This window comes from Shewanella sp. ECSMB14101 (genome assembly GCF_000773485.1).
GTDB lineage: Bacteria > Pseudomonadota > Gammaproteobacteria > Enterobacterales > Shewanellaceae > Shewanella > Shewanella marisflavi.
Map to the genome: position 1 here is coordinate 1 of NZ_JSFF01000016.1, position 13864 is coordinate 13864.

Consider the following 13864-nt stretch of genomic DNA (forward strand, 5'->3'; position numbering starts at 1 on the left):
TGAATTATGAGGGGATCCTACAGGGCTCTGCTGACATCTGATGTGAATGGATTTACGAATGCCGCGGTGAACAGTTTGTTAAACCGTACTTTCCTTGATCCTATCCAATAGTTTTTCTTGCTTCCGGTTGATATTTTCTATCAAACTTTCGCTCAGCTTTATGATATTGCTAGTCAATTTTTTATCGCCATAATTTGCACGGCGATGGATAGGGATTGTAAATGGCTCAAATCTGTTTTTGCCCACAATATCTTCAACATATAAAACATAACCACTTTCAAAAGGGTCCTCACCACTGTGAGCAGCGTAGTTATGGCGGATTCTTCTGATTTCATGGTGAATGTATTTATACTCATTTTGGATCTGGTTAACATGCAAACGCACTCCATGTCGCCCTTTCGTGTCAGCAAAACATTTCTAGTACGTCGTAACGATTGATACCAAAAGGCTATTTAAAATTGTGCGCTGCTCAGAAGTTACGTTATTTTGTTCTAATATTCCAAGAGCAATATTACCCCAAGCTACGACATTTTTAAGATCAGCAAGAATCAAAGTGTAGCCAATGTAACTTTGAGAAAGTCTGTCATCTAAAATCTGCGTTGGAAGAAGCTTTCTACGGTAAGTAACTTTATTGATGAGCTTGCGTTGTTCTTTGTCAAAAAAAGCTCTAATTTCAAAGCCACCTATCTTTTCATAAAACAAAGGATATCTCCGAATACATGTACGGTTTAATGCTTATTAGCGAGAATGCCGCTTATGTAAATCGCTTCCAACTAATGTACATCGCGACAAATTTTTTTAACTATCTGAAATTTGTATCAATAACAGCATTACATAACAAGGAGAAAGTGAGTAGCCTCAAAACGAAACCAGACTTCCATTTGTTTTAAGAAAGGGTGAGACCTTCCGCGTTATCCAAAACGGAAAAGGCTGGTTTTTAGAGTATTAAAAATGTCGTCAAATCGAAGAGACGTTAGATACCGGGTGTAGATGCATCTGCGGACGTCGATGGCAGGGATGCCATCGTCGAGCCTCCACGGATGGATTCACGGCGTGTAGCAGATGTATCTGCACATAAGCGAGCCGCAGGCTATAAGCATCAATGAAAGTGCGACTTTCAAACAAACTCGCTCAACCCCCAACAAGGTCAAAAGTTAAACCACCAAAAAACCAGCCTGGTTTTCCCCAGGCGAAAAAAGCGCTTTAACTCTCACTCAAAGTTAAAGCGCCAATCACAAGCCAAACGGTTGAAGTTTAGATTCTCAAGTTAACGAACCTAAGCTTCGAAGGTGTTTAAGATCCCTAATGCTGCATCACGGCCTTCGGCGATGGCTGTGACCACAAGATCTGAGCCGCGCACCATGTCGCCACCGGCGAACACCTTAGGGTTGCTGGTCTGGAACGGATTGTCGGCGACCTTAGGGGCGACCACGCGCTCCCACTGATCCAGCTCAATACCATAGTCGGCAAACCACTTGGCTGGGCTCGGCTGGAAGCCGAAGGCGATGATGATGGCATCAGCCTCGATGAGCTGCTCGCTGCCTGCAATCGGCTCAGGGCGACGACGCCCCGACTCGTCAGGCTCACCCAGGGCTGTCTCGACACATTCGATACCGCTGACCACACCATCATGAGTCTTGATAGCCGTCGGCTGGCGGTTAAACAGGAAGTTGACCCCCTCTTCACGAGCATTTTGCACCTCGCGGCGCGAACCTGGCATGTTGGCCTCGTCGCGGCGATAGACACAGGTCACCTCGCTGGCGCCTTGCCTAACGGCTGTGCGTACACAGTCCATGGCGGTGTCGCCACCACCGAGTACCACCACCTTCTGACCGGCCAGGCTCAGATAAGGGGCTTCATCGTCTGTGGTGCCCATGACGTTGTGGGTGTTGCCAATCAGATAGGGCAGGGCCTGGTAGACGCCCTGGGCATCTTCGTTTTCCAGACCGGCCTTCATCGGGGTGTAGGTGCCCATGCCGAGGAAGACGGCATCATATTCGTCCAGCAGGGTATCGAAGCCGATATCCTCGCCTACGGTAACGCCGAGTCTGAACTCTATCCCCATCCCTTCGAGGACGGTGCGGCGGGTCGCCATAACAGATTTATCCAGCTTGAAGGCGGGAATACCATAGGTGAGCAGGCCGCCTATCTGAGGATGCTTGTCGAACACCACCGCCTTGACGCCGTTGCGGGCGAGGATATCGGCGCAGCCAAGGCCAGCCGGGCCCGCGCCTATGATGGCGACGCGCTCCTTACGCTCAACCACCTTGCTCATATCTGGGCGCCAGCCCTGAGCGATAGCGGTGTCGGTAATGTATTTCTCTACGTTACCTATGGTGACGGCGCCAAACTCGTCGTTGAGGGTACAGGCACCTTCACACAGTCTGTCCTGAGGACAGACGCGGCCACAGATCTCCGGCAGTGTGTTGGTCTCATGGACCAACTCAGCCGCCTCGAGAATGCGTCCCTGTTTGGCCAGTTGCAGCCAGTTGGGAATATAGTTGTGCAGCGGACATTTCCACTCACAGTAGGGGTTACCACAGTCTAGGCATCGGTCAGCCTGCTCTTTCACTTGAGGCTGTGCAAAGGGCTGATAGATCTCGATAAACTGCGTTGCGCGTTTCTTGGCGTCGTGTTTGGTCGGATCCTTACGGCCTACTTCAATAAATTGAAAATCGTTACTCATGGCCATTACCCCGCTACCACTGCTAATGCAGGTTCAGATTGTTCCAGACGCAAGAGATCATCGAGCGCCACATTCTTAGGCTTGATCAGGACGAAACAATCGATCCAGTTTTCAAAATCGTTTAACAACATCTTGGCGTGCTCACTGCCGGTCTCGGCTACATGCTCTTCAATCAATCCTTTTAGGTGCTGTTGCTGTATCGGCGCCGTCACCTTCTGCATATCCACCATCTCAGTATTGAGACGGCGGTTGAAGTGGCCGAAGCGGTCGAATACATAGGCGAAGCCGCCTGTCATACCTGCGCCGAAGTTAACGCCTGTCTTGCCCAGCACTACGACGATGCCGCCAGTCATATACTCACAGCCGTTATCGCCCAGTCCTTCGACCACGGCGATGGCGCCTGAGTTACGCACGGCGAAACGTTCGCCTGCCTGACCGGCAGCAAACAGCTTGCCGCCGCTGGCGCCGTAAAGGCAGGTGTTGCCCAGGATCACGCTCTTCTCGCTCTGGAACATGCTGCCCACTGGCGGATAGAGGGTGATCTTGCCGCCCGACATGCCTTTACCCACATAATCGTTGGCATCGCCGCAGAGGTTCAGGGACAGGCCTGGTGCATTCCACACGCCAAAGCTCTGACCTGCGCTGCCGCTAAAGTTAAGCTGTATCGGTGCCTTGGCACCCTGGCGGCCAACCTTGGTGGCGATATAGCCAGACAGGGCTGCGCCCACTGAGCGGTCTGTATTGTTGATCTCAAAGCGTGCCTCTAAGGCTTCGCCCTGATCTACTGCCTGCTGACAATGACTTAGAATTTTCTGGTTAAGCTCGCCCTTGTCATCGGTTGGGTTGGTCTCACGCCAGGTGAGGGCGCAGCCTTCTGGTACTTCTGGCTTATAGAGAATGGCCGACAGATCCAGCTTCTGCTGTTTATCTGTAGTGCCTTCTAAGGCCGAGAGCCAGTCGCTGCGACCGACCAGTTGTTCAAACTCGGTGACGCCCAATGCCGCCATCCACTCACGGATCTCGCGGGCCATAAACTCGAAGTAGGTCATCACGCGCTCGGGCAGGCCGTGGTAGTGATTGTCTCTGAGTTGCTTGTTCTGGGTCGCGACACCTGTAGCGCAGTTGTTGAGGTGACAGATACGCAGGTATTTACAGCCAAGGGCGATCATAGGCACGGTACCGAAGCCGAAGCTCTCGGCGCCTAGCAGGGCCGCCTTGATCACGTCGGTGCCAGTCTTAAGACCACCGTCCACCTGCAGGCGGATCTTATGGCGCAGTCCGTTAGCCACCAGTGATTGGTGTACTTCGGCCAGACCCAGCTCCCACGGGCTGCCGGCATATTTCACCGAGGTGATAGGGCTAGCGCCCGTACCGCCGTCGTAACCTGAGATGGTGATCATGTCGGCATAGGCCTTGGCCACGCCGGTGGCAATGGTGCCCACGCCGGGCTCAGATACCAGCTTGACCGAGATCATCGCCTTAGGATTGATCTGCTTAAGGTCGAAGATCAGCTGAGCCAAGTCTTCGATAGAGTAGATATCATGGTGCGGCGGCGGTGAGATCAGGGTGACGCCTGGGCGTGCGTTACGCAGCGCGGCGATCTCTACGCTCACCTTGTCGCCAGGCAGCTGACCGCCTTCACCGGGCTTAGCGCCTTGGGCGACCTTGATCTGCAGTACCTCGGCGTTCACCAGATAGTGCGCCGTGACGCCGAAGCGGCCCGAGGCGATCTGCTTGATGGCCGAATTACGCTCAGAATTAAAGCGACGCGGATCTTCCCCGCCTTCGCCCGAGTTTGAGCGCCCGCCGAGGCGGTTCATGGCAACAGCCAGCGCCTCGTGAGCCTCAGGGCTGAGGGCGCCGATACTCATGGCGGCGCTGTCAAATCTTGGGTAAAGGGTCTCGGCGGCTTCGACCTTATCGAGTTCGGCAGCCTTATTGTCAGCCTTAACGGTGAAGAGATCCCTCAGAGTTGCCACGGGTCTGTCGTCCACCAACTCGGTGAAGCGCTTGTAGATGCCATAGTCCTGGTCTCGTAGGCTCTGCTGCAGGGTGTTAACCACATCCGGGTTGAAGCAGTGGTACTCACCGCCTTCAACATACTTCAGCAGACCGCCTTGAGGTAGCGGTTGATGGGCTTGGAAGGCCAGCTTCTGTAGCGCCTGTTGATCTTTCTCCAGCAGGGCAAAGTTAGCGCCCTCGATGCGGCTGACCACACCCTTGAAGCAGAGTTCGACCACATCTGATGAGAGGCCGATGGCTTCAAACTGCTGGCTACAGCGGTAAGAGGCAACGGTACTGATCCCCATCTTGGACATGATCTTACGCAGCCCTTTGTCGATGCCCTGACGGAAGTTGAGCATCAGCTGCTGGGTTTCGCGTACGCCATGACGGCTGGCCAGCGCAGAGATACTCTCGTAGGCCAGGTAAGGGTAGATGGCGGTAGCACCAAAGCCCAGCAGCACGGCGAAGTGGTGCGGGTCTCTGGCCGAGGCGGTCTCGACTATGATGTTGGTGTCACATCTTAGGCTCTTGTCGACCAGCACCTGCTGCACGGCGCCCACGGCCATGGCGGCGGGGATCACTTGCTTGCGCTTGTCGGTGGCTCGGTCGGACAGGATCAGCAGAGTGGTACCAGTGCGCGCCAGGCGCTCGGCCTCGTCGCAGACGCGGCGAATCGCCGCCTCTAGTCCTTCGCTGAGATCGTAATTGAGATCCACCGTATTAGCGCGGTAGTAGGTCGAATCCAGCGCCAGCAGTTGATTGAAATCGCTGTAGAGCAGGATTGGCGAGTTAAACATCACGCGGTAGGCGTGGCCCGTGGTTTCATTAAACAGGTTCTGTTCGCGGCCGACACAGGTGGCCAGCGACATCACATGTTTCTCCCGTAGGGGATCGATAGGAGGGTTGGTTACCTGAGCGAATTTCTGGCGGAAGTAGTCGTACAGAGTACGAGACTTTTTCGACAGCACCGCCATAGGCGTATCGTCGCCCATGGATCCTGTGGCTTCTTCGCCTTTCTCGGCCAGCACCCAGATCACTTGCTCTAACTCTTCGCGAGAGTAGCCAAATTGCTTCTGGTATTGCACTAAGGTGTCAGCAGAGAACTCGCATACGCCCTGGGCCTCGCCAGGCATCTGCTCGGCGGGGATCAGGGTTTGACTGTTCTTGGCCATCCACTCTTTATAAGGGTGGCGGCGTTTAAGATCGTTATCAATCTCGAACGAGGAGTAGAGCTGACCGTTAAGGGTGTCGAGCACCAATAGCTCACCTGGGCCAACACGGCCTTTTTCGAGTACCTCGTCCGGTCCATAGTCCCAGATGCCGATCTCTGATGCCAGGGTCAGGATTCTGTCTTTGGTGATCACATAGCGTGACGGACGCAGGCCATTACGGTCCACCGCGCAGGCCACATGGCGACCATTGGTCATCACGATCCCCGCTGGACCATCCCAAGGCTCCATATGCATGGAGTTGAAGTCGTAGAAGGCCTTTAACTCATCATCCATCTCTGGGTTACTCTGCCATGCAGGCGGAATAAGCAAACGCATGGCGCGGTACAGATCCATACCGCCGGCAAGCAGCATCTCCAGCATGTTATCCAGCGATGAGGAGTCAGAACCGCTTTCATTCACAAAGGGAGCGGCTTGCTGCAGATCCGGTAGTAGCGGCGCATTAAACTTGTAGGCACGTGCGCGGGCCCACTGGCGGTTGCCCGTGATAGTGTTGATCTCACCGTTGTGGGCGAGATAGCGAAACGGCTGCGCCAAAGGCCACTTGGGCGAAGTGTTGGTTGAGAAACGCTGGTGGAATAAGCAGATTGAGCTTTGTAGGCGAATATCGGCCAGATCCGGATAGAAGGCTGGCAGATCGGCGGGCATCATTAGCCCTTTATAGACGATCACCTGGCCGGAGAGACTGGCGACATAGAAGTCTTTACAGTCTGTCATCTGTTGTTCGAGACGGCGACGCGCCATATAGAGGCGACGCTCGAGATCTTTCTCTCGCCAACCGATAGGGGCATTAATCAATACTTGCCAGATCTTAGGTTGGCTGGCCTGACCGATAGGGCCAAGCACCTCAGGATTAACCGGGACTTCACGCCAACCGGCTACGCTTAAGGTTTCTTTTTCTAACTCACGCTCAAGGGTGCGCTTGGTATAGTCTGCTACCGCCTCATCTTGGCTTAAAAACAGCATGCCCACGGCAAACTTGCGGCTCAGGTGCCAGTCGTTTTCATTGGCGACGGCTTCGAAGAATTTAATGGGGAGTTGCATAAGCAGGCCGCAACCATCGCCGGTACGGCCATCGGCAGCAATACCACCACGGTGTTTCATGCGATCCAGGCCATGAATGGCAGTACGTACAATTCTATGGCTGGCTTCGCCATCCATTTGGGCGATTAAGCCAAAACCACAGTTATCCCGTTCAAAACTGGGGTGATACAAGCTCATATAAAAACTCCCTAATACTAACCAATACTTCGTCGGGGAAATTCATGCGATTGATGTGCACCCGAACCATCCAAATTAACTTTTGCCCAGCAAAAGGTCAATTCAAATTTATGCATAAAATGTGACTGGTAAGGCGTGTTTTATACGCTTTCAAATTTAACCTTACGTTAACGTAAACTGTTTTTGGTTCGCTATAACATTATGAATAAAAAGAATTTTGATTTGAGCCTCAAAAGTCTTTTACCAAAATGTAACAAATGGGGTTATTGTCTTTTAATCTAAAAAAATGATTTTTATTGCAGATACAGTGAATTTTTTAACAAATCTAAGACCAATGTATTAGTCAGAGTGTGCAGCGGGGCTAAGTTTAGCTTCAGTTTGTGATGTGGGGCACGGGTTAAGGGGCTAAACATTGATGTAGCGCCAAGAACTCATTTTTAGGGCCAGTTACAATCCCTGCCTTTTATTTTTCGAGAGAGAACCCCGTGGGACTGGATAGTCACGTCAATACCTTTGGTCTGCATTGCAAAGCCAAATATGGCCAGCGCCTAAAGAAGCTGACCTTAGATGCTAAATTTACCTGTCCAAACCGAGACGGCAGTCTGGGGCGAGGTGGCTGTACCTTCTGTAACGTGGCCTCCTTTAGTCATGAGCATGGCACTGTCGACTCCATTGCGGTGCAACTGGCGAAGGGGCGCGAGCGTGCTCAAGGCAAGACCACAAAGTTTATCGCTTACTTTCAGGCTTATACCAGTACCTATGATGAGTATCGATTGCTTAAGCAGCGCTATGATGAGGCGGTGGCCGATAAAGATATTGTCGGCTTGTGTGTCGGTACGCGCCCCGACTGCGTCAGTGATGAAGTGATTGAGTTACTGGCGGGCTATCAGGCGCGCGGCCTTGAGGTCTGGCTGGAACTTGGGTTGCAAAGCGCCAATCTAGAGACGCTTAAGCGAATCAACCGTGGTCATGGGTTTGAGGAGTATCGAGACACAGTGACGCGGGCAAGAAAGGCGGGGTTAAAGGTCTGTACCCACCTTATTTTAGGGCTACCCGGTGAAACACATGAGGATTTTTTAGCCAGCCACCAAGCGGTACTTGCCGCGGGTGTCGATGGATTAAAAATTCATCCACTACATATCGTCGAAGGCAGCACCATGGCTAAGGCTTGGCGCGCCGGGCGAATGACATTATTGTCCCAGCAAGCCTATGCCGACAGTGTCGGAGAGTTGATACGCCATACGCCTAAAGAGGTGATTTTTCATCGTGTTACTGCTTATGCTAAGAAGCCTATCTTGTTGGCACCCGATTGGTGCGCCTATCGCTGGGAAGGGTTAGTCGCGATAGTGAAGAACCTCGAATCTCTCGGGGGACAAGGGCATTATTTGACCCGATAGGCTAAGTAATCAATTTTCAATTTAGGGGCTAAAAAAGTGAATAATTGGGCAACTAATTTAATATGTGGTTAATGAAAGGTTAAATAAGAGCCTATTTAACTTGCATATGCTTCAATTAGTTGCGTCCACCATTCTAGGCGCTATTATGGGGTAAATTTTATTCTTGTCCCGTCAGCATTTTTTCGAGAGGTGCCTTAATATGGCAACAGCCGAGTTAGAATCAATATTGGATCTCAATACCCTTGAGCAGTACTGCAGCGCTATTGGTGCAGGCACCTTGCTTAAGAGTGTTGTCTTGTTTGAGCAGTTGATGCCTGAGTATGTTGGCAACCTGGTGAATGCTAAAGAAGCACAAGACAAAGATACCTTATGTTCTGAAGCGCACAAATTTAAGGGCGCAGCCGGTTCTGTTGGCTTAAAGCGTATCCAGCAGTATGCTCAGTTATTACAACATGGCGAAGCGCCAGAGTGGGCGGCCGAGCACGCTAATTGGTTACAGGTGATTGTCGATAATGCTAGCAACGACTTGGCTGAGCTTAAGGCTTACTTAGAGTCGAAAGCCTAAGCCCTAAGCCCTAAGCCCTAAGCCCTAAGCCCTAAGCCTAAGCGCTAAGCTTAAGCTACTGAGTTTACCAACGCCCCTGATGAGTGATCATCGGGGGCGTTTTAGTTTGTGCGTTAATTAGCCGCTTTTGGGTAGCGCTTCACACTTCTGGCACAAGAGTGGGTTAATCCTAATGGTGCTTGTGCTAGAGTTAGATAGAGTATTTGAATGTAAATGGAAGCTGGTAATCGATTTTATGAAACATCTGCCAAGTCTAAAGAACCTTTACTACCTGGTGAATCTTTATCAGGAACAGAATTTTAATCGCGCGGCCAAGCTGTGCCATGTCAGCCAGTCTACCCTGTCGAGTGGCATTCAAAATCTGGAAGAGCAACTCGGCCATCAATTGATCGAGCGGGATCATAAATCTTTTATCTTTACCGCCATTGGCGAAGAGGTGGTTCAGCGTTCACGCAAGCTACTGACCGATGTCGATGATCTGGTGGAGCTGGTCAAGCACCAGGGGCAACCCATGACAGGTGACATTCGTCTGGGCTGCATCCCTACCATAGCGCCGTTTCTGCTAAGCCGGGTGGTGAAACATTGTCAGCAGGAATATCCAGAGCTGACCCTGTTTTTAAAAGAAGATACCACAGAGCGGTTACTTGATGCGCTAGGGAAGGGCGAGCTGGATCTTTTACTGTTAGCGTTACCGGTCGATACCAGCGGATACCACAGCATGAAAGTGGGCATAGATCCCTTTAAACTGGTGATGCATAAGGAGCTGAGCAGCGAGGTACAACAGCCGATCGATTATAAAGCGCTGCCCGATGAGAGTATTTTCCTGCTGCAATCTGAGCACTGTATTACTGGCCATGCCATCAGTGCCTGTCGTCTGGCCGACAGTGATAAGATCAACCCCTTTGCCGCTACGAGTCTGCATACCTTAGTGCAGATGGTAAACAGCAAGTTAGGCACCACTTTTTTGCCACAGATGGCGATAGATGCAGGGATTTTGAACGACACAGATCTGATTGCATTGACCCCACCTGGTGAGGCGCCCTATCGAGACATAGGTTTAGTGTGGCGTCAGACTTCCAGCCGTATCATGACCTTTAGAACCTTGGGCAAGGCGATTCAAAGTTTGTTGGAGCAGGCGGAAAGCTAAGGGCTGTTGATCTTTGTTGTTTGTTTTTGCGAAAGTTTGTAGGTGATTTGTATTTAGCAGAGTCGGTGATCTGTAGTGAGCGACATAAACCGGCGATAATGCAGTAGCAAAGGCCTACAAGCGCTGCCCCATAAATACTGCGCAAGGGTATTCTTCTAAACGCACCCTGTTGATTATGAAATGGCCTGCAAAGCTGTTAGAGATCGTTTCAGACAATTTCTTAGGTGCTCGTTCTTAGTTGCTCGTTCTTAGGTGCTTGCAATTCACATATTACCAATATGCATCATTACTCATGTTTCGAGACTCATGCCTTGAGCAAAACGGATTTAGATTGAACAAAAATGAAATCTGAAAGGAAAATCGGTCCTAATTATTGCTACCCTTGGGGGAAACGCCATATACCTCGATAGAGTGTTGTTTCCCCTTGAGCTTAATCGGCCCGAGATTGGCGAAGTCGTAATGACTTTTACTGGTATCTATGAGGGCTTGCAAGGAGCCTGAGATCAACATGCGTTGACCCATAGGGTTACACTGATCTTGCAATCTTGCCAGGGTGTTGAGCACGTCGCTAAAGAAGCTAATCTCTTGCTTTTGCACACCCACGACTGCCGCGACCACTTGCCCACAGTGAGCTGCGGCCTTAAATTTAGGCACAAAACCATACTGCTCTTCGAAATACTTGCGCTGCCAGTTGAGTTGCTGACTGAACTCATAGTAAATGTTGAAGCTGCGATCTTCTATGATGCCGTTTTCCAGTGGCCAGTGTATCAACACAGCATCGCCCATGTAGCGATAGATCTCGGCATCATTATTCACCACGGTATCCGACAGTAGGCTAAAACAGTCCTGGATCAGACGACTGAAGCGGTAATCTCCTAGAGACTCGGCATGGGTGGTCGAGGCTACCATGTCCAGATAGAGAAACAGACGCTGCTCATATCTGGGTCTGTGATATTTCCCCAAGCCAATATTGAGCAAGATTCGAGGGCCGACCAGCAGTGCCATCTGCTCGATAAAGGCGAGACCCACACGTACCGCGACGAGATAGATGATAAGTGCCTGAAATGCGGGACTGTATAGAATATGGGCGGTCAGCATCTGTCTGAGGGTCGACATATGGTTTTCGATGGCCCACATGTTAAGGAACTGGGTCATATAGGCCAGCGTTGTGGCCCCAAGCAGAAGGAAGAGTCCCTTAAAGATCACCGAAAACAGATAGGGCAGGCGGTTGATGGCGCTATAGTCTGCGATGAGATTCGACATCCAATGCAGGCTACCAAAGATGATCCCCATGTAGATTGCCAGCGTCGCGAGATCGGCAGTCCCTACCGCCCATTGCGGTAGCTCTGGTGTTTGGGCATAGCGGAAAAAGACGAACGCCGCCATGGCGATAGCCCAAGCGAAAATGGCAAATATGAGCTTCTTTGCTTGAATGCGTGCTCTCACGGTGACAGATAATTCCTAACTGCTACACAAATCTCAGGATGCGCTAGTGTATAGAAAACACCCCTACAATTTCCAGTGATATTTGTGATCTAGGTCAAATGAAGTCTAGATGTGCCAAAAAAGCGACAATTTTATGTTTCTAAATTGTTAAGTTACCGTGTTTGTTGTTTTTTCTTAGCGTTTACTGATGTAAATTTAGCCAGCCTGCCCATTGCTTATAAGTCTACTTGAGGATCAACACACTCGGTTTTGGCGTTGATTAAGGACAGATATAACGGTTAAGGATCTGCTGAGTAAAAGGGATCTTGAGGTAGAAGCCTCTGGGATTGGTCAGTTTTATTTGGCCATTACTGGCGATACTTTGAGTGAGGGCTCGGCTGTTAGCCCCCTTGGGTCTTAGCTGTAGTACTTCGCCGTGGCGGGCTGTGATCTGCTCTACCTTGCCTAGCGCGATTAGCTCCATGATCTCCTCCCAGTCCTGGCGGATCTGTGACAGCTCCTCTTCGCTGGGGGTCCAGAGGATAGGCGTACCTATGCGTCTTTCGCTTACGGCTTTATGGCGAATTCCTTCTACCGGTATCCACAGCACCCGCTGTAGCTTATGAAAGACCAGACTGTCTTGCCATCTGAGGCCGCTGATGTTGATAAGTGGTGCCACAGTGACATAGGTGGTTTCAAGGGGTTTACCTGACTCATCCACAGGAATCGTTTTGAGCTCTACGCCCAGGTGCAAGAAATCTTGTTCAGGTTTTGAGCCTGCGGTGGCACCCAGCTCAAGCTCAATGAGTTGGCCTATCCAGCCTTTATCACGTTTGAGATTGTCGGGTACAGCAATGGCGTGTAGCTCGGCCAGTTGGCCTAAGGTAAGGCCTGCCATATCTTGGGCCCGAGACATGAGTTCGTCGATGGAGGCCGGTGGTAAGGATCTGCTTTTCATAGGAAGGATTCTACCCGAGTTATACACTTTAGCAATCACGGTTAAAATTTGCCCGAAATCTTTGGGCTGAGTTAATCACAGCTGAAGCTTTGCTTAAGTTAATGAAATTTAACTATTAACTCTTATTTAATCTTGATAACTTCTGGTCGCTTATCGAGTTACTCCGTGATTTCCCCACTCTTTCCAACATACTTATCCACAGAATTATTGGATAACTGTGAGTGTTGATCGGCAAGATGAACAAAAAGGCTCATGTCAAGGGGATTTAGCGGGCTGTTTAGCGCCGCAATATCACATAATTGCTTTTATCTGTGAATAACCTTAAATAAGTGCAAGTGTCTTTTTATTCCATTCACCCTTTGGGTGTTTTTTGTGCGATCGCAGTTTGTGAACAAATGATCCTATGGTTTTTAAAAAACTTTCTATTTTTATTCAGTGTTTTAGCTTTGTATTTTGTCAGGCTCAAATGAAGGCTTTTGATCTTCATTTAGGCTAAATTGACAATTTTAACTGAGTTTCAAACAGAGATATCCACAGATTTTGTGGATATCCTCGGTTGATATCGAGAGTGTCTGTTGATAAAAGCAAAAAAATTGGTTTTTTATCCAATCAATATCTGTTAACGGGGAATTGCCGCCGACGCCGCTTTGTGAAACAATCGATTCATTAGAATATTTCAATTTGGAGTCCATGTGATTGATAGTGACGGCTTTCGTGCAAATGTAGGCATCATTATCTGTAATCGCTTTGGGCAGGTGATGTGGGCCAGACGCTTTGGTCAACATTCCTGGCAATTTCCGCAAGGTGGCGTGGATGAAGGCGAAAGTGCCGAACAAGCCATGTATCGGGAGTTGTATGAAGAGGTTGGGTTAAAGCCTGAGCATGTACAGGTGTTAACCTCAACTCGTTCCTGGTTGCGTTATAGATTACCAAAACGGTTAATTAGGCAAGACAGTAAACCCTTATGTATCGGACAGAAGCAGAAGTGGTTTTTATTACAATTAAAGAGTCAGGAGTCGGCTATCGATCTGGCGGCCACGGGGCATCCTGAGTTTGATGATTGGCGGTGGGTCAGTTACTGGTATCCTGTCAGGCAGGTGGTATCCTTTAAACGTGATGTTTACCGCAAGGTGATGAAAGAGTTTGCGCCGACGACGTTAGCGTTTCAGGCGCAGGAAAATACCCATAGTGGCAGAAGGCGAGGTCGCCGCAGGTAAGATTAAGATGGAGAG

10 protein-coding genes are annotated in these 13864 nt (G+C 50.2%); 4 read left to right on the forward strand and 6 right to left on the reverse strand.

Annotated elements, in window-relative coordinates; all coding sequences use genetic code 11:
• Positions 1-78: 78 nt before the first annotated feature.
• From NY07_RS12795 to gltB, 4 genes are all read right to left on the reverse strand, one after another.
• Entirely contained in the window at positions 79-384 is a 306-nt protein-coding gene (locus NY07_RS12795) for a hypothetical protein (protein ID WP_140946926.1), read from the reverse strand.
• A gap of 33 nt (positions 385-417) precedes the next feature.
• Positions 418-702 (reverse strand): hypothetical protein, encoded by a 285-nt coding sequence (locus NY07_RS12800; RefSeq protein ID WP_033539761.1) that lies wholly within the window; start codon positions 700-702, stop codon positions 418-420.
• Between the two features lie 574 nt (positions 703-1276).
• On the reverse strand, positions 1277-2686 hold the full coding sequence (locus tag NY07_RS12805; protein ID WP_033539858.1) for an FAD-dependent oxidoreductase: 1410 nt from the start codon (positions 2684-2686) through the stop codon (positions 1277-1279).
• A 5-nt stretch (positions 2687-2691) separates the two neighbouring features.
• Complete coding sequence (gltB, locus tag NY07_RS12810) at positions 2692-7140, reverse strand: glutamate synthase large subunit (protein ID WP_033539762.1); 4449 nt, start codon at positions 7138-7140, stop codon at positions 2692-2694.
• 485 nt (positions 7141-7625) lie between these two features.
• Between gltB and NY07_RS12815 the strand changes: the two genes are divergently transcribed.
• The 3 genes from NY07_RS12815 to oxyR all read left to right on the forward strand — a co-directional run bounded on the left by NY07_RS12815 (position 7626) and on the right by oxyR (position 10249).
• Positions 7626-8537 (forward strand): TIGR01212 family radical SAM protein, encoded by a 912-nt coding sequence (locus NY07_RS12815; protein WP_033539763.1) that lies wholly within the window; start codon positions 7626-7628, stop codon positions 8535-8537.
• Positions 8538-8736: 199 nt separating this feature from the next.
• Positions 8737-9102, forward strand: a complete 366-nt coding sequence (locus tag NY07_RS12820; protein WP_033539764.1) for an Hpt domain-containing protein — start codon at positions 8737-8739, stop codon at positions 9100-9102.
• A 235-nt stretch (positions 9103-9337) separates the two neighbouring features.
• Positions 9338-10249 (forward strand): hydrogen peroxide-inducible genes transcriptional activator OxyR, encoded by a 912-nt coding sequence (gene oxyR, locus NY07_RS12825; RefSeq protein ID WP_052125687.1) that lies wholly within the window; start codon positions 9338-9340, stop codon positions 10247-10249.
• Positions 10250-10615: 366 nt separating this feature from the next.
• On the opposite strand, the gene NY07_RS12830 is transcribed toward oxyR, so the two are convergent.
• Both NY07_RS12830 and mutH read right to left on the reverse strand, forming a co-directional pair.
• Positions 10616-11695, reverse strand: a complete 1080-nt coding sequence (locus tag NY07_RS12830) for an adenylate/guanylate cyclase domain-containing protein (RefSeq protein WP_033539765.1) — start codon at positions 11693-11695, stop codon at positions 10616-10618.
• A 259-nt stretch (positions 11696-11954) separates the two neighbouring features.
• Entirely contained in the window at positions 11955-12632 is a 678-nt protein-coding gene (mutH, locus tag NY07_RS12835; RefSeq protein ID WP_033539766.1) for a DNA mismatch repair endonuclease MutH, read from the reverse strand.
• A 692-nt stretch (positions 12633-13324) separates the two neighbouring features.
• Between mutH and rppH the strand changes: the two genes are divergently transcribed.
• Positions 13325-13849, forward strand: coding sequence for an RNA pyrophosphohydrolase (gene rppH / locus NY07_RS12840; RefSeq protein ID WP_033539767.1), 525 nt, complete (start codon positions 13325-13327; stop codon positions 13847-13849).
• The last annotated feature ends 15 nt before the right edge of the window (positions 13850-13864 follow it).